Origin of the sequence: Aerococcus sp. HMSC23C02 (genome assembly GCF_001806805.1) — a bacterium.
GTDB classification, from domain to species: Bacteria; Bacillota; Bacilli; order Lactobacillales; family Aerococcaceae; genus Aerococcus; species Aerococcus sanguinicola.
Genome location: NZ_KV786043.1, coordinates 281575 through 304750, shown reverse-complemented (window position 1 = coordinate 304750; position 23176 = coordinate 281575). Strand labels below are relative to the sequence as shown.

At 48.1% G+C, this 23176-nt stretch carries 17 protein-coding genes and 2 pseudogenes; 7 read left to right on the top strand and 12 right to left on the bottom strand.

Going from position 1 to position 23176, the window contains the following annotated elements; all coding sequences use genetic code 11:
- From parC to HMPREF3090_RS02780, 5 genes are all read left to right on the top strand, one after another.
- Complete coding sequence (parC, locus tag HMPREF3090_RS02800; protein ID WP_070485873.1) at window positions 1–2466, top strand: DNA topoisomerase IV subunit A; 2466 nt, start codon at window positions 1–3, stop codon at window positions 2464–2466.
- A gap of 88 nt (window positions 2467–2554) precedes the next feature.
- Entirely contained in the window at window positions 2555–3406 is an 852-nt protein-coding gene (locus HMPREF3090_RS02795; RefSeq protein WP_067976222.1) for an aldo/keto reductase, read from the top strand.
- A 61-nt stretch (window positions 3407–3467) separates the two neighbouring features.
- Window positions 3468–4406 carry a manganese-dependent inorganic pyrophosphatase gene (locus HMPREF3090_RS02790; protein WP_067976220.1) on the top strand — a complete coding sequence of 313 codons (939 nt, stop codon included), beginning with the start codon at window positions 3468–3470 and terminating at the stop codon, window positions 4404–4406.
- 72 nt (window positions 4407–4478) lie between these two features.
- Window positions 4479–5861, top strand: a complete 1383-nt coding sequence (trkA, locus tag HMPREF3090_RS02785) for a Trk system potassium transporter TrkA (RefSeq protein WP_067976219.1) — start codon at window positions 4479–4481, stop codon at window positions 5859–5861.
- Between the two features lie 2 nt (window positions 5862–5863).
- Window positions 5864–7315: a TrkH family potassium uptake protein gene (locus HMPREF3090_RS02780; RefSeq protein ID WP_067976217.1), complete on the top strand. Its 1452-nt coding sequence runs from the start codon at window positions 5864–5866 to the stop codon at window positions 7313–7315.
- 55 nt (window positions 7316–7370) lie between these two features.
- Here HMPREF3090_RS02780 and HMPREF3090_RS02775 read toward each other — a convergent pair whose 3' ends face one another.
- Complete coding sequence (locus tag HMPREF3090_RS02775; protein ID WP_067976213.1) at window positions 7371–8264, bottom strand: fructose bisphosphate aldolase; 894 nt, start codon at window positions 8262–8264, stop codon at window positions 7371–7373.
- A gap of 647 nt (window positions 8265–8911) precedes the next feature.
- Between HMPREF3090_RS02775 and HMPREF3090_RS02770 the strand changes: the two genes are divergently transcribed.
- Both HMPREF3090_RS02770 and HMPREF3090_RS02765 read left to right on the top strand, forming a co-directional pair.
- On the top strand, window positions 8912–9265 hold the full coding sequence (locus tag HMPREF3090_RS02770; RefSeq protein WP_143485075.1) for a HesB/YadR/YfhF family protein: 354 nt from the start codon (window positions 8912–8914) through the stop codon (window positions 9263–9265).
- Between the two features lie 17 nt (window positions 9266–9282).
- Window positions 9283–9702, top strand: coding sequence for an OsmC family protein (locus HMPREF3090_RS02765; protein WP_070485871.1), 420 nt, complete (start codon window positions 9283–9285; stop codon window positions 9700–9702).
- A gap of 79 nt (window positions 9703–9781) precedes the next feature.
- Here the strand turns inward: HMPREF3090_RS02765 and HMPREF3090_RS02760 are convergent, their stop codons facing one another.
- The 11 genes and pseudogenes from HMPREF3090_RS02760 to HMPREF3090_RS02710 all read right to left on the bottom strand — a co-directional run bounded on the left by HMPREF3090_RS02760 (window position 9782) and on the right by HMPREF3090_RS02710 (window position 23153).
- Complete coding sequence (locus HMPREF3090_RS02760; RefSeq protein ID WP_067976209.1) at window positions 9782–10474, bottom strand: VIT1/CCC1 transporter family protein; 693 nt, start codon at window positions 10472–10474, stop codon at window positions 9782–9784.
- Between the two features lie 338 nt (window positions 10475–10812).
- Window positions 10813–11742: a dihydroorotate dehydrogenase gene (locus HMPREF3090_RS02755; protein WP_067976208.1), complete on the bottom strand. Its 930-nt coding sequence runs from the start codon at window positions 11740–11742 to the stop codon at window positions 10813–10815.
- A pseudogene (locus tag HMPREF3090_RS02750) lies at window positions 11742–12523 on the bottom strand (dihydroorotate dehydrogenase electron transfer subunit). The gene HMPREF3090_RS02755 and the pseudogene HMPREF3090_RS02750 overlap by 1 nt, the downstream one beginning before the upstream one ends.
- A gap of 24 nt (window positions 12524–12547) precedes the next feature.
- The gene (carB, locus tag HMPREF3090_RS02745) at window positions 12548–15736 is read right to left on the bottom strand and encodes a carbamoyl-phosphate synthase large subunit (RefSeq protein WP_070485869.1); all 3189 of its coding nucleotides are present in this window, start codon (window positions 15734–15736) and stop codon (window positions 12548–12550) included.
- A gap of 1 nt (window position 15737) precedes the next feature.
- Window positions 15738–16814 carry a carbamoyl phosphate synthase small subunit gene (locus tag HMPREF3090_RS02740; RefSeq protein ID WP_067976203.1) on the bottom strand — a complete coding sequence of 359 codons (1077 nt, stop codon included), beginning with the start codon at window positions 16812–16814 and terminating at the stop codon, window positions 15738–15740.
- Window positions 16815–16816: 2 nt separating this feature from the next.
- Window positions 16817–18097 (bottom strand): dihydroorotase, encoded by a 1281-nt coding sequence (locus HMPREF3090_RS02735; protein WP_067976201.1) that lies wholly within the window; start codon window positions 18095–18097, stop codon window positions 16817–16819.
- Window positions 18098–18128: 31 nt separating this feature from the next.
- Window positions 18129–19049: pseudogene (locus HMPREF3090_RS02730) on the bottom strand (aspartate carbamoyltransferase catalytic subunit); the annotation flags it as partial.
- 42 nt (window positions 19050–19091) lie between these two features.
- Entirely contained in the window at window positions 19092–19628 is a 537-nt protein-coding gene (gene pyrR, locus HMPREF3090_RS02725) for a bifunctional pyr operon transcriptional regulator/uracil phosphoribosyltransferase PyrR (RefSeq protein WP_067976633.1), read from the bottom strand.
- A 274-nt stretch (window positions 19629–19902) separates the two neighbouring features.
- Window positions 19903–20427: an HdeD family acid-resistance protein gene (locus HMPREF3090_RS02720; protein WP_158444765.1), complete on the bottom strand. Its 525-nt coding sequence runs from the start codon at window positions 20425–20427 to the stop codon at window positions 19903–19905.
- A gap of 356 nt (window positions 20428–20783) precedes the next feature.
- Entirely contained in the window at window positions 20784–22106 is a 1323-nt protein-coding gene (locus tag HMPREF3090_RS02715) for a uracil-xanthine permease family protein (protein WP_070485867.1), read from the bottom strand.
- 222 nt (window positions 22107–22328) lie between these two features.
- Window positions 22329–23153: a MetQ/NlpA family ABC transporter substrate-binding protein gene (locus HMPREF3090_RS02710; RefSeq protein WP_067976195.1), complete on the bottom strand. Its 825-nt coding sequence runs from the start codon at window positions 23151–23153 to the stop codon at window positions 22329–22331.
- Between the last annotated feature and the right edge of the window lie 23 nt (window positions 23154–23176).

Here is a 23176-nt window from a genome sequence, read left to right as displayed (position 1 = left end):
ATGACAGTTGATATTCAAGAATTATCTCTAGAAGATGTAATGGGGGACCGTTTTGGCCGCTATTCCAAGTACATTATCCAAGACCGGGCCTTACCGGATATCCGCGATGGGCTCAAGCCTGTCCAACGGCGGATTCTTTATGCCATGTTTGTGGATGGCAATACCTCCAGCCATAATTTCCGTAAGTCTGCTAAAACAGTCGGGAATGTGATCGGTAACTACCACCCCCACGGCGACATCTCGGTTTATGACGCCATGGTGCGGATGAGCCAAGACTGGAAAAACCGGGAAGTTTTAATCGAGATGCATGGTAATAACGGCTCGATGGACGGTGACCCAGCAGCTGCTATGCGTTACACCGAGGCCCGTTTATCTAAGATTGCCGATGAACTCTTGGCCGACTTGGACAAGCAGACGGTTGAAACCATGCTCAACTTTGACGATACAGAAGAAGAGCCTACCGTATTACCTGCCGGCTTTCCAAACTTACTGGTCAATGGAGCAGCGGGGATTTCTGCTGGTTATGCGACGGAAATTCCCACCCACAATCTGGGAGAGGTCATTGATGCGACTAATTATTTTATCGACCATCCCAAGGCTAGCATAGACAAGCTCATGGACTTTCTACCCGGTCCCGATTTTCCGACAGGGGGAATTATCCAGGGCAAGGATGAAATCCGCAAGGCCTATGAAACGGGCCGGGGCAAGGTGGTTGTCCGGTCTAAACACCGCATGGAGACCCTGCGTTCGGGCCGCCAACAGATTGTCATCGATGAAATTCCCTTTGAGGTCAACAAATCGGATTTGGTCAAACGGATGGATGAACTCCGACTCAATAAGAGCATCGAGGGCATTAGTGAAATCCGCGATGAAAGTGACCGCAACGGCCTAAGAATTGTTATCGAGTTGAAGAAGGATGCCAATGCCAATGCCATCCTCCAGTATTTCTATAAAAATACGAACTTACAGATTAATTACAACTTCAATATGGTAGCCATTAACCAGCTCCGGCCCCAGCAAGTGGGCTTGAAGGATATCCTGTCAGCCTATATCAGCCACCGTAAGGAAATCGTCACCCGGAGGACCCAATTTGACCTCGACAAGGCTTCTCAGCGCTTGCACATTGTCGATGGTTTAATCAAGGCCATCAGCATCCTCGATGAACTGATCCAAACCATCCGGCAGAGTAAGGACAAGAAGGACGCCAAACAAAATATTATGGAGCAGTTTGACTTTACTGACAAGCAAGCTGAAGCCATCGTCAACCTCCAACTTTACCGACTGACCAATACCGATATCACTAGCCTTCAAGAAGAAAATCTCAGTCTAAATGAAGCCATTGCTTCTTACCAAACGATTTTGAGCCAGCCCAAGGTCTTACTCAAGGTCATCAAAAACGAGCTCAAAGCCATCAAAAAAGCCTATAGCAATCCCCGTCGTAGTGAGATCCAAGACGAAATTAGTGAAATTAAGATTAAAAAGGAACTTCTTATTCCTGAAGAGCAGGTCATGGTGGTCATCAGCAACTATGGTTATGTCAAGCAAACTAGTTTGCGTTCTTACCGGTCCTCTGAACTAGAAGACCTGGGACTAAGAGAGGGCGACCATGTCCAATACTTAGCTGAACATTCTACACTTGACCTATTGATCTTAATCACTAACAAAGGCAATTATATCTTCCAACCTGTCCACGAACTTCAAGAGCTCAAGTGGAAGGACCTAGGAGAGCACATATCGCAAAGGGTTAACTTTGCTAATGATGAAAAAATTATTAAAGTTCTCCCTTACGCCAAAGATAGCAAAGATAACATTTTGCTTATTACCCAGGCAGGCATGGTTAAGCAAAGCCCCTTAGCTGATTTTAAAGAATTTAGAGGTTATAAGAAGCGCTCAGCCGTCGCCATGACCCTCTCCGACGAGATGGACCAGGTCGTCAATGTCTACCAAATTTCTGCCCAGACAGATCAGAGCCAAGCCCAGATCATTATCTTTACCGAATTTGGCTTCAGTCTGCGCTACAGCATTGACGAAATCAACCAGGTTGGCCTCCGTGCCAAAGGGGTGAAGTCCATTAACCTCAAAGATAAAGATCAGGTTGTCAATGCGGTCTACCAGGACCAAGCTGACGACCAGGCGCAAATTATCTTATTCACCCAAAGAGGGCACGCCAAACGTTTGCGCTGGGAAGAAATTGCCAGTCTTGGCCGGGCCAAACGGGGGCTAGTGGTCCTCAAAGAATTGAAAACCAAGCCTCACCGCTTACTCGCTGCCTATCCGGTAACGACCACCCAAGACCTCTTTGAACTCTACTGCGCCAATGGCCAGCTCAAGCAAATTCGAGCTGTTGAGGCGCCAATTGCCGACCGCTATTCCAATGGCAAAGCCCTGGTCGATGAAGACAAGGAAGGGGAGCTTATGCGTGTGACCCCCCTCATCGACTTGGATGAGCTAGCGGCAGAAGACTAGGCCTTTCACTTTTCAAATCTTAAGCAGACCTGTTATACTGGGACTAAAGACTGATTACTGATGATTTCAAAGGAGGCGTTGGATCCAAATGACCATTCCATACTATACTTTGCGTAACGGTGACCAAGTCCCCCAAGTCGGTTTAGGGACCTATAAGCTTAAAGGTCGGGCTGGTGTGGACAGCATCAAGGCTGCCTTAGACATTGGCTACCGCTACCTCGACACCGCTTATAATTATGAAAATGAGGGGACAGTTGGCCAGGCCATTCGTGAATCAGGCCTGGCTCGTGACCAAATCCAAGTCGCTAGCAAGTTACCAGGCCGTTACCACGCTTATGATTTAGCTCTGACGGCCATTGAAGAATCTCTCTACCGGGCCCAATTGGACTACTATGACTACTACTTAATCCACTGGCCTAACCCTAAGCAAGGCCACTATGTCGAAGCTTGGCAGGCCCTGATTGAAGCTAAAAAACGCGGCTATGTCAAAGCGATTGGGGTCAGCAATTTCTTGCCTGAACACATCGATCGCTTAATTGAAGAGACCCAGGAAGTACCAGTTATAAACCAGGTAGAGACCCATCCTTACTTCCAACAGGCTAAGCAGATTGCCTATGACAGAGACCACGGCATCCTGACCCAAGCTTGGAGCCCACTCGGTCGGGGGAGCGAGAAGATGTCTGAATCCATCTTGGAACAAGAGCTAATTAAAAAGATTGCTGAGAAGCACGGCAAGACACCAGGTCAGGTCGTCCTGCGCTGGCATCTACAGATCGGCACCATGCCCATTCCTAAGTCGAGCCATGCTGACCGCCTGGAAGAGAACTTCAAGGTCTTTGACTTTGAACTTGACGATGACGATATGGCCCAGATTGCTCGCTTGGACCATCCCAATGGTCGAACCGGGGCACAAAATCCAGCAGTTTATGAAGAATTCTAAGCCTAAAGCCGGCTTTTATGATAAAATAGAGGCAGAAGTTTTTTAGAAAAGAGGAGATTTTGTGAGTAAAATTCTTGTTTTTGGACACCAAAATCCAGACACAGATGCCATTACATCTGCTATCACTTACAGTCATTTATTAAATCAATTGGGTGAGGAGGCTGAAGCCATCGCTCTTGGCGACTTAAACCCAGAGACCCAGTTTGCTTTAGAGCATTTCTCTGTCCAAGCCCCACGTGTGCTTAAGAAAGTAGCTGCAGAAACAGATCGCGTGGCCTTAGTGGACCACAACGAATTCCAACAATCTGCTGAAGATATCCGTGAGGTTGACATCCATTCTGTAGTGGACCACCACCGGATTGCTAATTTCGAGACGGCTTCACCTTTGGCCTATACCGCTCGCCCCGTAGGCTGTACCCAGACGGTCATTTATGGCCTCTACCAAGTCCATGGCGTTGAAGTGACTAAGGAAATCGCAGGTTTAATGCTTTCTGGTCTGATTTCTGATACCTTGCTCTTGAAATCACCAACTTGTACCGAAGAAGACCGTAAATTAGCCAGCAAGCTCGCTGAAATTGCTGGAATCGACCTTGAAGCTTATGGTCTCGACATGCTGCGGGCAGGGGCCGACGTTTCTGAAAAATCTGCCTTGGAAATCGCAGATGGCGACGCTAAGTCCTTCGAAATGAACGGTCACTCCGTTCGCATCGGCCAAGTCAACGTGGTAGATGTCAATGACGTCCTCAAGCGTAAAGACGACATGCTCCAAGTCATGCAAAAAGAAACCGCAGAAAAGGGCTATGACGCTTTCTTCCTCGTGGTTACCAATATCTTAACCAATGATTCAGAAGGCTTACTAGTTGCTAATGTCGACCTTGTCGAACACTTTGAAAAAGCCTTTGCTGGTGAGATCGTTGACTCTCAAATCGCCTTACCAGGCTTAGTATCTCGGAAAAAACAAATTGTACCTCCTTTAACTGAAGCTTTCGAAGAAGCTTAGAGGAGCGTTTGCATGAATTAAAACGAGGCTGGGACAAAAAGCTCCAGCCTCGTTTTAAATAGGGGTTGTGTAATGAAAAAAATGGAAATTGTGGTGGTTGGAGGGGGCGAACTCGGCCAAGAATTATGCTATCTTCTCAATAAGGAAGGGCACGAGATCACCTTAATCGACCAGTCCCAGCAAGTCATCGACAAGTTGATTGAAGTTCTAGATATCCAAGGTATCTGCGGGACAGCAACCAACTTAGATACCTTGTTGGAAGCCAATGTGGACCGCTGTGACGTCTTTATCAGCGTCACCAACTTGGATGAAGTGAATATTATCTCAGCCATCCTAGCTGAAAAAATTGGCGCCCGCTACCGGATTGTCCGCTCACGCTCGGGGGAATATACGGCCAATGAAGACTTCATCCGCGAGCACCTGGGCATTAACTATGTCATCAACCAGGACAAAGAAGCCGCTAAGGAAATTGTCACGGTCCTGGACTATCCTGCTGCTATTCATGTCGAAAAATTTTACCATGACCGGATCAAGCTCCTCCAGATTCGCCTGACCGCCTACAGTCCTATCCTCAATTGGAGTGTAGCCCAGGTCCGGCAAAAATTAAGCGATATTGTGATCTGCCTGGTCGAGAGAGGGGACCATGTCTTTATTCCGCACGGGGATGATTACCTGCGCCAGGATGACCAGATCCATATTATCGCAACCAATGAAGTCTTGAGCCAGTCTGCCTATATCGCAGGCCACAAGCAGCGGGCCAACTACCGGTCGGTAATGATTATAGGGGGAAGCCGGATCAACCGCTACCTGGTGCCCTTGCTGGACAAGCGCGGTATCCATGTCAAATTAATCGAAAAAGACCTCAAGCGAGCCGAACTCCTAGCTGATGAAATTGACCAGGCTGAGATTATTTTAGGCGACGGAACGGACCAACGTTTCTTAAGGGAGCACCGGATCGACCGTCATGATATTGTCATTTCCATGACCGATTCCGACGAAGAAAACTTGATGCTATCCCTTTTCGCCCATGAAGAAGGCGTTAAGAAAAACATTACCAAGGTTAACCGACCCAAGCTTGTCCGGCTCCTGAATGCAGAAAACCTGGATGTCATTGTCTCGCCCCGGATATCAGTTTCAGATGCCATTATCCGCCATGTACGGGCTATTCCAGAGAATAACAGTGCGCTCTTAGGCTATGCCCGATTGGCAGTGGATAAGGAAATAGCGGAAGCTATGGAATTTCAAGTCAGCGCCCAGGACCGGGTGACCCAAGCGCCAATTAAAGACCTGGCCATCAAAGACCATGTGCTCCTAGGGATGATCGTGCGCCAGGACCGACTCCATATTCCATCCGGCGACGACCAGCTCCAGGCAGGGGATGATGTCTTGATTTTTACCTCCTGCCGGGATGTCTTTAGCCTGGATGATATCTTAGAGAGGGGTGAGCGAGCCTAGCCATGAATACGTCCTTTCTTCGTTTTATCATCGGTCGTCTGCTGATGATCCTAGGTCTCTTGATGCTTCCATCTATCCTGGTGGGACTCTATTACGGCAATCCCGCCCGGGTCATCTGGGCCTTTGTCATCACCATTGCCCTCTGCGAACTCCTTGGTTTAGCCTTGTCCTACCGCCAGCCCGATTCGGATATCTTCTACCAGCGCGAAGGCTTTGCCCTGGTTAGTATTATCTGGTTGCTCTATTCTTTTTTTGGGGCCTTGCCCTTTTATTTGAGCCAGTCAGTAGGGGACTTTATCGATGCCTTCTTTGAATCGGTCAGTGGCTTTACCACGACGGGCGCCTCTGTTCTCAGCTCCAGCCTCCATATCCTGCCTGAAGCCCTCATGTTCTGGCGGAGCTTTACGCTCTTAATTGGTGGGATGGGTATGTTGGTTTTTATCCTATACATTCTACCGAATTTCGGGGCCAGGGGGGTCTATGTCATGCGGGCCGAACTACCTGGTCCGGTCTTTGGTAAGGTAGAGTCCCGGGTCTCCAGCTCCATCAATATTCTCTACAGCATTTATTTGGTCATGACCCTAGTCGTCATGGTTCTCCTCCGCTTGGGAAAGGTTCCCTGGTTTGAAGCAGCCCTCTTAGCCATGGGGGCCTCGGGGACAGGGGGCTTTAACATTTACAGCAATTCCATTGCCCACTACAATAGCGACTATGTGGACCTCGTTATGGCCATTGCCATGTTCATCTTCGGGATGAGCTTTAACTTTTTTTACTTGCTCTATATCGGCAAGTGGCGGCAGGTCCTCCACAGTGAAGAATTGCGCTGGTATGTGGCCATCATTGCCTTGGCCAGCTTAATTATCTTCCTCAATATTAACGGCCTCTACCAGAGCCCCTTCCAAGCCTTAAAAGACGCCTTCTTCAACGTAGTATCGGTTAACTCGACTACTGCCTACACCAATGTCTCCATCGCTAATTGGCCGGTCACGACAGATATTGTCCTGCTCTTCCTCATGTTTACAGGAGCCATGTCCGGCTCGACCACTTCAGGCTTGAAAATCGTCCGGATTGCGATCTTCTTCAAGTCCATCCGCCAAGAGATCCGCCGGGTCCTAGCACCTAGCCGGGTCCAGCCCATCAAGTTTGACGGAAAAAGGGTAACCCATGATATCCAGCGCTCGATTGCCTTTTATCTGATGACTTATCTAGCTGTTTTCTGCCTGGTACTCTTTATCCTGAGCCATTACACCCAGAGCTTCAGCGGAGCCTTCAATGCGGTTATCGCCACGCTGAACAATATTGGTTATGGCCTAGACCTGCTAGGCCCTAGTGAAGACTATGCCGAATTAGCCCCTTTCGCGAAGTTCATTATGTGCCTAACCATGCTGATGGGGCGCTTGGAAATCTATCCCATCCTCCTAAGCCTAACACCACGAGTTTGGAAGAAATACTAGTATAAGACAAAAAGACAGCTCAAGGTAAATCCTTGAGCTGTCTTTTTGTCTTAAATTATACTTCTTTATTCACCGAAGCATCATAGATCGTATCGATAGCTGTCTTGAGTTCATTGTGGAAGTCTTCATCAGATTGGCTAGCCCGTAAAGCATTGGTTAGAGCACGGGAGAAGCTAGCAATCACGCCTTCATTGCGGCGTAGCTTATCATTGGCTTCATCAATCGAGTAGCCGCCAGATAGGGCAACCACGCTTAGGACTTGTGGATGGTCAACTAATTCTTTGTAAGCGTTATCGACGCTTGGTAGGGTTAGCTTAAGCATTACCACTTGGTCGTCAGCTAATTGGTCAAGTTCCTTGAGAATTTCTTGTTTGAGGACTTCTTCAATCTCAGCCTTATCCTCAGCATGGATATTAACTTCCGGCTCAACAATAGGGACGAGGCCAGCAGCAATAACTTTTTTGGCCAAATCAAATTGTTGGCTAACTACTTTCTTAATTCCGTCAGGGTTCAATTCTAAGATATTCGAACGTTCCTTGGTCCCAAAGATGCCACGTTCGTTGGCACGGGCTAATAGGTCATCAAGATTTGGAATATCTTTCATGACTTGGACACCGTTTTCGATCTCAGCTAGTCCTTTGTCAATTTTTAGGAAGGGGACAATCCCTTTATCTGCCAGGTAAGTCGCGGTATATTTACCTTCAACTTGGCGATCCATGGTTTGCTCAAATAGGATAGCCCCGAGAATCTTGTCTGAATTAAAGGCGTCATCCGTCATAATCCGGGTCCGCATCTCATGGACGAGATCAAACATTTCTTCTTCGCTAGAGTATTGGTCCTCAGAAACACCATAAGCGGCTAAGGCCTTAGGAGTTGAACCACCGCTTTGGTCTAAAGCAGCGATAAAACCGTCTCCTGATTTCACACGGTCAAACTGTTCTTGGTTCATAATATTATAAGACTCCTTTACTTAAATTCTATTTGAGACAAAAACTAAATCCCAATCGTCTCGCACTTATTATAACAAAAATGAACTTAGCTTCAAAGGGAAGGCCTATATTAATTTACCCATCGCTTCTCATAATGTATATTATGTTAACTAGAATAGATAAAAAGACTCACTGACAAGATCCACTGATTTCTTAGCTTATATATGAATATTTATTCATTATGTGTAAGTCTAATTTCTATCTATCCCATCATCTCTTTGGTTAACTACAAACTGACCCCGTCTTTAGCCTCTAGACTTAGTTTACTGCTCAAGTTAAGACGCTAGCTAGGCACACTAAGTCCTAGTTGCTGATAATTTGATCAAAAAGCTCCAAAATGCATTTCACAAAGTCATTTCGAAATTAAATAAATATGCTTCAAATTTGAATTGTTTACTCCTTGTCACTGACTCTCTCTTAAATGTTTGGCCTTGCAAGCCTTTTCTTAGTTATTTAGTCCATTTAGCTTGATAACATTCTGAGTCAACTTTATTTACTGGATTGGCTGACTCCATTCACTCGAAGTTAACTTACTTGACCTCTTATAGGTCCTCTATGCTAAACTTAAGGCAATGAAATGAATATAATAGATAGGAAGTGTTGGATAATGGATATTCAAGTGAGTGACGCGGCGGTAAAGTTCTTTAAAGATGAAGTGGCACCAGGCCCCGGTCAAGGCATTCGCATTTATGGTAAAGTCTATGGGTCTACCAATGTGCATGACAACTATTCCGTGGGGATCTTAGTTGAAGCGCCGCAAAATGTTTTTGCCCAGGTAGAAAAAGATGGCTTGCTGATCTTTGCTGAGGATGAAGACCAGTGGTTCTTTGAAGATTATAATTTAGAAATTGATTACGATGCTGAAGAAGATGTGCCAACTTACTACTTTATCAGTTCTAATCCTGAAGAAGCCGCCAAGCAGCGAGAAGTCGATGCCCAATCTGGCGCTTCCGCCCATTAAAGAAAGCGTGACTTAAAATGACTAAGATGCATGTCCAAGCTGAAGTGCTTGAAAACTTACATTTAAAGCTGTCCGTCGATGGCCACGACTATGAACTCGACCACGATTTACCAGACTCTGACTACCAGCCCCAAGCCACAAGCCCAGCTGGTGCCCTCTTGATCGGTCTAGCTGGCTGCAAGCTCATGCTGGCTCAATCCTACTTGCGCAGTCGCAAGCTCGAAGGCGTGACGGTCTCTCTCGACCTAGAAGCCAATTTAGGCCGAGATGACCAAAAACACCGCAATCTGCAGGCGGATGTGAAGCTCAATATTGACGGTGACTTGACCGACAAGCAAAGAAAGAACCTCCAGCGCTACGTGGACAGCCAATGCGCTGTTGAACAGATTATCTTAAGTGACAGCAACCGCATTCAAACCCACTACCAGTTTAATTAAAATGATTACAATTAAACCACATCCAAACTTTACTTGCTATGGCTTTGGATGTGATTTTTTCTTTAATAAATTATAGAAATTAAATACTGGCCAAGATACTGCCAATCCCATAAGCAGCTAGGGCGGCAAGTCCACCGATTACTAGCATTTCCATGCCGGACTTGAAGCTATTTTCCTTGGTAACCGAAGCCTTAGACACCCCTAAGATAAAGAGCGTGACAAAGGTCATCAGGATAGAAATACTGAAGCTATAAGGAACAAAATCTTCATTAAAGTATGCCAGGATAAAGATGATGAGCGGAAAGAGACCGAAGAAGGCAAAGGAAAAGAAGGTAATGCAGGCATTGGTTAAGGGCTGGGAAGCCTCTTCTTCTCCTACAGAGAGGACCTTCATCTGGGTATCGACATCATGCTGGACTAGTTTTTCAGCAATAATCTGGGCTTGTTGGCTGGATAAACCCTTATTTTCATAGACTTCTTGAATGTGAGTTTGGTTGAGTTCAGGATCTTTTTCAAGGATTTTTGCTATTTCCAAGCGCTCAAAATCATCATAAGCTCGCTCTGACTTACTGGATAAATAATCGCCGATAGCCATGGAGATACCATCCGCCAAGAGATTAGCAAAGCCTAGGATAAGGATCACCTCCATATTGAGGTCTCCCCCGATAGCCCCTGCCACCACAGCAAAGGTTGTAATAATTCCATCCAAACCGCCATAAACCATGGACTTCAACCCCTCGCCCCGGTTAAAGTTCTGTACTTCACTTGCCATATGAACCACTCCTTTTCTTATTCAATGCATGCTTCCAAGTCTATTAGAAAGTAGTCAATCGATGAAAAAAGGCACACCGAAAGACAGTTGATACTGCCTCACAGTGTGCCTCATTAAGCGCTCTGCTGTCGGAAGTCTCACCTCCCGACCGGGTTTTGGACCTAAAGATCCGCCACTTGCTCTAAACGATTATTTAACTTTCTATACTCATTATAAATAACGCCATCCACTATGTCAAGCTATATTATAATAATTACAATGTAAATTTAAAGTAAAGAAAAGAAAGACTCCAAACGAGAATCACTCACTTGGGGTCTTCCCTATTTAACTTTCTAAACTTAACCGCGCAAGCGCTGGCGGACATCTATAATTAAATCCTCTAAGCTTTTAATCCCTAGTTCATCCATCCTATGCGGTAAGGCTTGGATGAGTTTTGGGCAGATATAAGGATCAGTAAAATTGGCAGTGCCAACAGCTACAGCTGAAGCGCCCGCCATAAACATTTCGAGCACATCATCGACTGTGAAGACACCGCCCATGCCAATAATCGGCAGGTCTGAGTGACTGGCTACCTGGTGGATCAAACGAATAGCAACCGGCTTAATCGCTGGTCCTGATAAGCCACCCGTTTGGTTGGCTAAGATCGGACGCCGGGTCTTCAGGTCAATCCGCATGCCCAGAAGCGTATTGATCATGGTAAAACCATCCGCTCCCCCCGCCTCGATGGCCTCGGCAATCGGTAGGATATTTGTGACATTAGGCGATAATTTGGCATAGACAGGCACCTTAGCCACCTTCTTAACCGCCTGAATCAGGTCAAAGGCCACGTCAGGATCTGTCCCGAAGGTAATTCCGCCTTCTTTAACATTGGGGCAAGAAATATTTAATTCAATGGCTTTGACATTAGGGGCGTCACCTATGCGTTCACAAACGATCACATAGTCTTCCTGGGAAGAGCCGGCTACATTGGCGATAATGGGCAGGTCTTCATAGACTTCTAAGGCCGGCAGATAGTCCTTCATGACCACCTCTAGGCCTGGATTCTGTAGTCCAATCGCATTGAGCATGCCGGAGGGGGTTTCGGCCACCCGTGGCGTCGGATTACCCAATTTTTCTTGAGGGCTGGTAGCCTTGACCATGATCGAGCCCAGTTGGTTGAGGTCATAGTACTTAGCGTATTCCTTACCGAAGCCAAAGCAACCTGAAGCAGGAATGATAGGGTTCTTTAAGTCGAGTCCTGGCAGCTTAACCGCTAAACGATTCGTCATTAGAGCACCACCTCCTTAGCTTGGAAGACGGGGCCATCTTCACAGACCTTCTTCGTCCGGATCTGACCTTGGGGGCCATCCTCGGATGACCGGCAGACACAGGCTGCACAAGCCCCCATCCCGCAGGCCATGCGTTCTTCTAGAGACAGCTGGATATTGTCTGTTCCCTGGCAGGTCTGGTAGACCGCCTTGAGCAGGCCATTGGGACCGCAGGAAAAGACAGCATCAGGTTCAATCCCTGACTCGCGTACCATCTGGCAGACATTGCCATGGAAGCCATAGGAGCCGTCATCGGTAGACACATGGGTGGGGCCTAATTGGCTAAAGGCCTCTTCATAGTAGACCACGTCCTTGGTCGCATAGCCGAGGAAATGGTGGCAGTGGACCCCTTTTTGGCGGAGCTGGGCCGATAATTCATAGAGTGGAGGAATTCCGATCCCCCACCAATAATGAAGGCCTGGTCGCCTGCTTGAAGCTGGGAGAGGTCAAAGCCCCTACCTAAAGGCCCCATGACATCGAGGACATCGCCAGCTGTCATCTCAGAGAAGATCCGGGTCCCATCCCCTTCCACCCGGTAAATAATCCGGCAGGTCCCAAGCTCGCGGTGGATGCGGTTGAGACTGATGGGACGCCTGAGTAAGAGGTCCTGCCGGGGCACCCGGATATGGATAAACTGTCCGGATTCCCCCATTTCTTGGACAAGGTCCCCTTTCAAGGTCATTTCAAAGATTCTAGGTGCAATTTCTTCCTGCTTGATGATGGTCATCATCTCCTGGCGCATGTCCTCTCCCCTTTCTAAAATAATTTAAATCGCTTGAATTGAGAATGCACGAGCTTGCATGACACGAAGGATGGCGCGGGCTGTATCCAAGGAGGTAAAGAGTGGGACCCCTTGTTCAACCGCAGCTTGGCGGATCGCAAAACTGTAGTCCTGGCTTTCGTCTTCCTCTTGGGAGACCCGGTTAACAACGGCTTGGATAGAGCCTGAATGGATGGCTTCTTGGACAGATGGGGCCTGAGGATCTTCACTGTGGCCTTCAATGCTTTGAACCAAGAGCCCTTGTTCTTCAAAGTAAGCCGCTGTATTCGTTGTGGCCACAATCCCATAACCCAGTTCCGCAAAAGCGTCGGCCAGGTCATAGGCTTCTTCCTTGTCTTCGTCAGCAATAGTAAAGAGAATATTCCCGTGGTCCGGCATATGGAGGCCGGCTGCCTCAAAGGCCTTGTAGAGGGCCTTGTTGCTATCGCGGTCGCCGCCCATGACTTCCCCTGTTGACTTCATTTCAGGACTCAGATAGGAGTCGACTTGGTTCAATTTAGTGAAGGAGAAGACCGGTGCCTTGACATAGACTTGGTCTGTTTCAGCTGCTAGGCCAGTTGGATAGCCAAGATCGGTGATTTTCTGCCCAAGTATAGCCTTGCTTGCCAGTTGGGCCATTGGAATATCGGTCACCTTACTTAAGAAAGGTACGGTCCGGCTAGCCCGTGGATTCACTTCAATCACATAGACTTTATTTTCATAAATAACGAATTGGATATTCATCATGCCGATGCAGTTTAAGCCCAGGGCTAATTTTTCCGTATAGTCCAAGATAGTGGCCTTAATCTCTTCAGAGAAGGATTGGGGTGGATAGATCCCCATGGAGTCGCCTGAATGGACGCCGGCATGCTCGATATGTTCCAAGATACCTGGCACAAGGACATTCTCCCCGTCACAGATGGCATCGACTTCGCATTCATAGCCAGGGAGGTAGCGGTCGATCAGAACCGGATGTTCAGGTGAGGCCTTCACCGCATTGGCCATATAGTTTTCAAGGTCGGCTTGGTGTTCCACAATCTGCATGGCCCGGCCGCCTAGAACATAGGATGGCCGTACCAGCACTGGGTAGCCGATCTTGTCCGCGATCTGTACCGCTTCTTCGGGACTTCTAGCCGTGTCCCCAATCGGTTGAGGAATCTCTAACTGGCTCAGGGCCTGTTCGAATAAATCACGGTCTTCTGCCCGGTCCAAATCTTCCACTGTGGTTCCTAGGATCTTAACGCCAGCCTCGGCGAGTGGTGCAGCCAGGTTGATGGCGGTCTGACCTCCGAATTGGACGATAACGCCGAGGGGCTTTTCAACCGCAATGACTTCCATCACATCTTCAAAAGTTAAAGGTTCAAAGTAGAGCTTGTCAGAGATGGAGAAGTCTGTCGACACGGTTTCCGGGTTATTGTTCATAATAATGGCTTCATAGCCCGCGTCTTGGATGGCCTTCACAGAATGGACAGTCGCATAGTCAAATTCGACCCCCTGGCCAATCCGGATAGGGCCTGAACCTAGGACGAGGATAGAGTCTTTGTCCGTGGAAGGCTGGCTTTCACTGTGGCTTTCATAAGAGCTGTAGAAGTATGGAGTGGAAGCTTCGAATTCAGCAGCACAAGTATCTACCATCTTGTAGACCGGATGGATGCCCGCTTCCAAGCGTTTCTCACGGAAGTCAGCTTCGTCCATGTCCCATAACTGGGCCAGCTTATAATCGGTAAAGCCATATGTTTTAGCCTGGCCAAGTTTTTCCATGTCTCCTGGGTGCGACTTAAGATCATCCTCAATTTCTACGATGTGTAAAAGTTTATCCAGGAAGAAGAGATCGATCTTTGTCAACTGGGCGATATCTTCAATGCTGTAGCCGCGGCGGATGGCTTCCATGATATAGAAGAGTCGGTCGTCTTGGGCTTTGATTAATTTTTCGCTAATGACATCGTCTGAGACATCTTCGAGTTCTTTCATTTCGGCGTGGTAGCAGCCAATTTCCAGTGAACGGACAGCCTTCAGCGTCGCTTCTTCGATATTCCTTCCGATCGCCATGACTTCTCCTGTCGCCTTCATTTGTGTCCCTAGGCGGCGCTCCGCATCTTGGAACTTGTCAAAAGGCCAGCGCGGAATCTTGCAGACAACATAGTCCAAGGTGGGCTCAAATTCTGCATAAGTTGATTCCGTCACAGGGTTCATCATTTCATCCAGGGTCAGGCCGAGGGCAATCTTGGCTGCTAGCTTGGCGATCGGATAACCTGTTGCCTTGGAAGCTAAAGCAGAAGACCGAGACACCCGAGGGTTCACTTCAATCACATAATACTTGAAGCTCTTAGGATCTAGAGCTAACTGCACATTACAGCCCCCTTCAATTTCAAGGGCACGGATAATAGCTAAGGAAGCATCACGAAGCATCTGGTGTTCATCATCGGACAGGGTCTGGGTGGGTGCGTAAACAATAGAGTCGCCCGTGTGGATACCGACAGGGTCAAAGTTCTCCATATTACATACCACAATGGCATTATCAGCGGAGTCCCTCATCACTTCGTATTCAATTTCCTTGTAACCCGCAATGCTCTGTTCGATCAGGCACTGGGTCACGGGGGATAAGGAAAGCCCGTTTTCGGTGATTTCTTTAAGCTCCTCTTCGTTCTCGCATAGGCCCCCACCCGTTCCGCCTAGGGTATAGGCTGGACGTACAATCAAGGGGTAGCCGATTTTCGCTCCAAAAGCGACCGCTTCATCTACCGTGTGGACAATGGTCGATTCAGGGATGGGTTGCTTTAATTCTTCCATCAATTGCTTGAACTGGTCCCGGTCCTCGGCCTGTTCAATGGCTGAGAGTTTGGTGCCCAGTAATTCAATGCCTAATTCGTCTAAGATGCCGGCTTTAGACAATTCTAAGGCCATATTAAGACCGGTTTGCCCGCCTAGGGTTGGCAGAATCGCATCGGGACGATCTTTTCTCAGGGTGCGGGAGACAAATTCATAGGTAATGGGTTCGATATAGACCTCATCTGCGATCTCCTTGTCAGTCATGATGGTCGCAGGGTTAGAATTGACGAGGACGACTTCATAGCCTTCTTCTTTAAGAGCTAGGCAAACCTGGGTCCCAGCATAGTCAAATTCAGCTGCTTGGCCGATCACAATCGGGCCTGAGCCAATGACCATAATTTTTTGGATATCTGTACGTTTAGGCATCTTAGTGCTCCTTTCTTGCATCAATCATTGCCATGAAGTCATCGAAGAGATGGAGGGCGTCGTGTGGCCCTGGGGCAGCGTCCGGATGGTATTGGACGGTGAAGGCTGGATAGTGGCGGTGCTTGAGCCCTTCCACTGTCCCGTCATTAATCTCCACATGGGTAATGATTAATTTTTCTGGATCGATGGAGTCTTTGGCTACCGCATAGCCATGGTTCTGAGAAGTGAAGTCAATCCGACCGGTCGCAATCTCGCGGACTGGATGGTTGACTCCGCGGTGGCCGAATTTCATCTTGTAGGTATCGGCTCCATTGGCGAGGGCAAATAATTGGTGGCCGAGGCAGATCCCGAAGATTGGGACCTGTTCTTGAATTTCACGGATCATATCGAGGACAGCAGGCAAGTCTTTCGGATCTCCTGGTCCGTTTGAGAGCATGACGCCATCGGGTTTGAGGGCCAGGATCGTTTGAGCATCGGTATCATAAGGGACAACGGTCACGGAACAATGCCGTTCAGAGAGCGCCCGCAGGATCGAATGCTTGAGGCCAAAGTCCACGACAACCACCCGACGTCCGGTATTAGGATTAGGATAAGGCGTCTTAGTTGAGACACTCGCAACGTGGTCCTTAAGAGCTGGTTCGGCTTTGAGCTCAGCCAGGGCTTGGTCCCGGTCGGCATCAACCGCGATAATAGCTGCTTTCATGGCCCCCTGTTCACGAATTTTATGGGTCAAGGCCCGGGTATCAATCCCTGCTAAACCTGGAATCTCATGTTGTTTCAAAAACTCATCCAAGTTCATCTGGCTCCGCCAATTGGAGGGACGGCGGGCCCATTCCTTAACAATGACCGCCTTACAAGAAGGAGCAACGGATTCATTATTATCTGCCGTGATCCCGTAATTGCCGATCATCGGATAAGTAAAAGTAATCAACTGGCCAAAATAAGACGGGTCCGTGATGGTCTCTTGGTAGCCGGTCATGCCAGTGGTAAAAATAAGCTCACCGCTGACTTCTTTTAAGGCACCAAAAGCTTGTCCGCTAAAATATGTGCCATCTTCAAGTAATAAAATTCTTTCCATCTTTAGGCCTCCTTTTGCCATACCAATTGCCCATCCACGAAAGTTGCTAGGGTCTCTCCCTTGATCTTCCAGCCTGCAAAAGGCGTATTCTTCCCTTTGGAGAGGAAGTCATCGGGATTAATCTCACTTTCCTGGTCGAGGGCAAAGATAGCCAGGTCAGCTGGGCTGCCAACTTTTAGCTGGCCTGCCTCTAAGTTAAAGATTTCTGCCGGTTTGCGGGCCATCCAATTGACCACCTGTTCGAGGGTAAAAATACCTCTTTCAACAAAATAGCTGTAGATCAGTTGGAAGGCCGTCTCGATGCCGACAATCCCAAAGGCTGACTTAAGGAAGCCTTGGTTCTTCTCTTCGAAGGCATGTGGGGCGTGGTCGGTTGCAATACAGTCAATGGTGCCGTCCAAGAGCCCATCAATTAGGGCTTGGCGGTCAGCAGTTGAACGTAGCGGCGGATTCATCTTGTACATGGCGTTATCAGCCGGAATATCTTCATCCGCTAACAGCAAGTGGTGGGGAGAGACTTCACAGGTCACATGGATCCCCGCTGCCTTAGCCTGACGTACGGCCCGCACACTCTCCTTGGTTGAGACATGGCAGACATGGTAGTGGACGCCGGTCGCTTCTGCCAGGAGAAGGTCCCGGGCGATTTGTGAAGATTCTGAAATCGGTAGAATACCTGGTAGGCCTAGTTCCTCAGAACGGTCTCCCGCATTCATGACCCCACCAAACAAGAGCGAATCATCTTCCACATGGGCCACCAAGGCTTTATTAACTTTGGCAGCTTCCTGCATGGCCTGGTACATGGTGCCTGCAGTCTGGACCCCTACCCCATCATTACTGAAGGCAAAGGCGCCCGCTTGGCTCAAAGCCTCATAGTCCACCAATTCATCCGACCGGAGGCCCTTGGTAATCGTAGCGTATTGGTGGACCTTGATTTTAGCCTCTTTTTTGATCAGGTCATACATATGGTCCAAGCGTTCCTTAGAAGACGGCACAGGGTCTACATTGGGCATGGCACAGACGGTGGTAAAACCACCCCGGGCTGCGGCTAAGCTCCCGGAAGCAATGGTTTCCTTATGTTCTTGACCAGGCTCCCGGAAGTGGACGTGAACATCCACTAGGCCGGGACTGATTAAGCCCCCTTGAGCGTCAAAGACTTGGTCAAAAGCTTCTTCCGCGAAGCCCTGGCCTAAAGCTTGGATACGCCCATCCTCAATAACGAGTTCAACCGGATCCAGCGCATTAGCCTGCCCATTCATTAAGCCATTCTTGATCAGTGTTTTCATGCTTAGCCTCCCTATTCTCTTTTTTTGCTTCTTTACCATTGATGACAGCTTCTAAGATAGCCATCCGCATAAAGACCCCATTGGACATCTGTTGGACGATGCGGGATTGGTCGCACTCCACCAGACTGTCGGCAATCTCCACATCCCGGTTAACAGGAGCTGGATGCATAATAATGGCATGATCTTGCAGTCTTTCAGCTCGTTTTAGAGTTAGACCATAAGCTTGGTGGTAGTCTTCCTTGCTGTAGGATTTCTCTCCGTGATGGCGTTCGTTTTGGACCCGGAGCATCATCATAACGTCCACCTTCTCAACAATCTGGTCGAGATCTTCATAATGGCCATACTGGTCAAAACTTGTGTCATACCACTCAGGAGCCCCGGCGAAGTAGAGCTCAGCGCCTAGGCGGTGGAGCATTTGCATGTTGGACTTAGCCACCCGGGAATGAACCAGGTCCCCAACAATGGCTACCTTCAAGCCTTGGAAGCGGCCGAATTCTTCATAGATTGTCATGAGGTCGAGTAAACACTGGCTAGGGTGCTGGCCGCTACCGTCCCCACCATTGATAAGAGCACAATGGATATGAGGGCTCTTAACCAAGTCATCATAATAGTGGTCTTGCCCATGCCTGATTACCGCAATATCAACCCCCAAGGCCGACATAGTCAAGACTGTGTCGTAGAGAGTCTCCCCTTTTTGCACGGAAGAAGTTGACGCTTCAAAGTCTAAACATTCCAAGCCCAGCTTGCGCTCAGCAATCTCAAAGCTGCGGTGGGTCCGCGTTGAGTTCTCAAAGAAGAGATTGCTAACGAAGTATTGCTTTTGAATCGGCCGGTGTTCGGGATGGTATTTGTAGACTTGGGCCATCTTAATAAGCCCGAGCACTTCTTCATCGCTTAAACTTTCCACACTCAGTAGGTTTTGGAGGCAGATCTTTTGCGTATTTAAAATCATGACAATCCTTTCTAGCTCTTCCTGGAGCGTTCAATCAATGCTTTAATGACTTTGTTCGATATAGATGCCGTCTTCTCCGTCGACTTCTTCCATCTTCACAAGGACGCGCTCTTTGCGGGATGAAGGGAGGTTCTTGCCGACATAATCAGCATGGATAGGAAGCTCTCGGTGGCCCCGGTCAACGAGGACTGCTAGGGCAATCAGTTCTGGGCGGCCAAAGTCCATCACCGCATCCAGAGCTGCGCGGATGGTTCGTCCGGTATAGAGAACATCGTCAACAATGATCACTTCCTTGCCTTCTAGGCTGACTGGGATGTTGGACTCATTGACTTCTGCTTCTTGGACCTTGGTCTTTTGATCATCGCGGTAGCGGGTAATGTCTAGCTCACCAACAGCTACTTCAATGCCTTCGAGTTGTTTAAGACGTTGGGCAATCCGTTGGGCTAGGTAAATCCCCCGTGTTTTGATCCCGACTAGGACAAGTTGGTCTAATTGGTGGTTACGCTCAATAATTTCATAAGAAATCCGGGTAAGGGCCCGTTTAATGGTAACTGCATCGACAATTTCTTTCACTGACATCTGGATTTCCTCCTCCGTTTGGCTCATTAGATACAAAAAAACTCCTGCCCGCAGAGGACAGGAGTTGATGGTTACTTAAAGAAACTCGCACAAAAAAAGCAAGTCTTTTAGAGTTCAGACTGAGGACGCACCCCACCCTGAGACATCTCGCTCCTTCTTAGCCTCACGGGACTAAATTTAAAGGAAAATATTTAATTCATTCACTGGTCATTACTATACGCCAAGCCGAGCTAAAAGGCAAGGGGAAAATGCCCTTGCCTTCATTAGAATATGCTTAGAAAGCATAAATGATATGTTGGATCCCTGATAATAAGAAGTAGAAAGCAACCAAAAAGGTCAGGCTAACTAAGGCGCTCAGGGGATTAAAAATTAAGAAAATAGCCACAATCAGGGCAATGATATTAAGAATTAGGGTCAGCCAGAAGAGCGGCGTACTTACCTGTTTAATCGCTGACAGACTCATAAAGCCAAAGATAGCCGAGATAAAAATCCAGAAAGCAAAAATAAAAGGTAAGATGGACGCTGACAGGCCTGGCTTAAAGACCAAGTAAAGACCCAGTAAGATATTAATAATCCCAAATATTAAAAGATGGGTCGGTTTGATCCCGAAAGATTCTTTTAAGCGATGGCGAACCATGAGCTGGTAAATCCCCCGAAAAAGAATCCCGATAGCAAAGACGAAAGCCAAGGTCATTAGACTAGCCAAGGGATCCCTAAAGGCAAACAAGGCTAGGATAATAAAGAGAATCCCTAAGATAAAGTGCCCCCATCCAAATGATTGGTCATTATTTTCTGACAAATGAAACATCCTTTCTTTATTGTGAAATGATTATAACATTAAGACATTCTCATTCTAACAGAAATAAGGCAAAGCTACCGACTATATGCTTTGGATCGATGGTTTCTTAAGGAAAAATAAAAGGTAAAAGAGACTGGGACAAAGGTTCCAGCCTCTTTTTAAAAAGCGAACATTTTTCAAAAACGTGTTCCAAAAGTCAGTCATGACATCCACTTCACGACCTATGTCCAATCGTTTAACAACGATTTCCCATAGTTCGTTCCAGTGGTTCAGGCCTGAGCGACTTTTGTCACACTCTCTTTCAAATAATGTGTGAAGTGATGCTAAGGGTTCAGCTTTAGCCGAATTTAGCAGCCTTAACGCAAGGTCTTCCGTTCTTTTAATAGGACGTTGAGAAGGAGAGCTACGATGGTACCGGCTGAGATACCGGAAGAGAAGAGGCCGGCTAAGAAGCTCGGTAGGCCTTGGGTGATTTCTGGTCTAAAGGAGACGCCAAGACCGATGCCGATCGCTGAAGCAGTGATGATCAAGTTGCGGGTGTCGAAGCTAATCCGGCTGAGGGACTGGATACCGGACGCAGCCACGGTCCCAAACATGAGCACCCCTGCCCCGCCCAGGACGGGGAGCGGCATGACCGAAATAACTGTCGCTAATTTAGGGCTCATGGAAAGGACAATCATAATAAGACCAGCGACAATGGCCACCTTCCGCGAGGCATTACGAGTCAGTGGAATCAGCCCGGTATTTTGACTGAAGGTGGCAGCAGGGCCTGAACCGAAAAGCGGAGCGATAAAGGAACCAAAGCCATCTGCCCGGACCCCAGCAGCGACCTGCTCATCGCTTAGCTCACGCTGGGTCACTTCCCCTAAAGTCTGCATCACGCCCACCGTTTCGATGACAGTGACCAAGTAACCGGAAAGAAAGGGCAGGGCATAGCGCCAGTCAAAATCAATCCCAATCTGGTTGAAGGGAGGCATTCTAAACCAGGGCGCAGCTAGAATTTGGTCGGTATCCACCCGGCCCATAAAGAGGCAGAAGAGATAGCCGATCCCCATACCGATGAGAATGGCATAAGAGGACCAGTTCCCCCGACCGTAATGGTTAAAGAGAACGACAATCAGAAAGACAAGAACAGCAATGCCGAGATTGCTCGGGTCCCCATAATCGGGGGCTCCAGCCCCACCTGCTGCCCAGTCCATCGCGGTAGACATCAGGGTTGCTCCCATAAGAGTAATCACAGAGCCCGTCACGACAGGCGGGAAAAAGCGCATCAAGGGTTTAACAAAATAGGACATGACGATCTCGAGTAAGGCCGCAAGCATGGTGCCTCCAAAGTAAGCGGGCAGACCGCCCAGGGCAATCACACTCTGAGCCGGTCCAATAAAGGCAAAGTCTGTTCCCATAATAGTAGGCAAACCCACCCCTACCCGGAAAAATCTTGGACCAAAGCCCCGGGACTGGATAATAGAAACCAGGCCCGATACAAATAAGGCAGCACTGATGAGATAGGCCGTCTGTTCCACACTGGAAGAGGCCATTCCAGCGATAATCAAGGGGACCGCTACGAGGCCCCCAAAGGCCGTAATCACATTTTGAAAGCCTAGGACCACCGATTCCACGAGTGCTGGTGAGTCTTCAACCTGGTAGCGCAATTTAATGGCATGTTCTTTTTCTTGCATATTTCCTCCTTGCCCACAGGGACATCATTCGCTTATCAAACATTTTAATTATTACTTTAACACAATATTTAATCCTTGTTAATAGAAAACGAACATTAAATATATTTTATTTAAATTCATTCGTTAAAACGATAGTGTTTTGGCATAAGAAAAAAGCTCCTATTAAGTTAACATCTTAACAGGAGCCCCTTTCCTCTCAGGAGAACATTTATCACTAAGTTTTTAATCCGCAGTCCAAGCCCATTGGACCCGGTCATTGGTCTGGTTGATTTCTTCGACACGTTCTTTTAGCTGGTCGGATTGGTAAATCTTAACTAGATCTTTGACCCAGTCTGCCTCTTGATCAGTTGAACGCACCACTGCTTGTAACTTCAATTCAGGGCGCAGGTCCTCATTCAGCAAGGCTTGGTCAGCCGACATCCCGGAGTCATAGAAGGTTGAGCCTGGGATGATGGCATAGGCCACATCCTTTAAGGCTTGGGGAAGAACAGGCGCTTGGACCAAGGACAGCTCGATGCCAGCCTTGTTCTCAATAATATCATCCTCCCCTACTTCGGACTTATCGGTCTCTGGGTCAAGGCGGATCCAACCCGCTTTCTCAAGTAAGAGCAAGGACCGGGTCACATCGACCGGGTCGTCAGAAATAGCCACCTGGTCGCCTGGCGCCACTTCATCCAAGCTCTTCTTTTGCCCAGCGAAGAGGGCCGTTGGAACGGTAGGAACGGGGGTCACAGCCACCAGGTCAGCCCCGGCCTCCCGGTTAAACTGTTCCATGTAAAGGGTGTGCTGGTCCACATTGAGGTCCATCGACCCCTCCTGGATGGCGATATTCGCCCGCTGGAGATCATCGAAGTCCCGGTTCTCCACCTGGTAACCTTCTTTTTCCAGGGCCGGTTTAACTTCTTCTAAGAAGAGTTCACTGTAAGGACCAGGTGAAGTGGCCACACGAATAGTTGTTGTGGGCTCCACTTGCCGGCTACAAGCCAAGAGTCCACTAATTAAGACTAAGCCAAGCGCTAGACCCAGCCATTTTTTTACTTTCAACATTGCTTGTCCTCCTTCTTTATCTT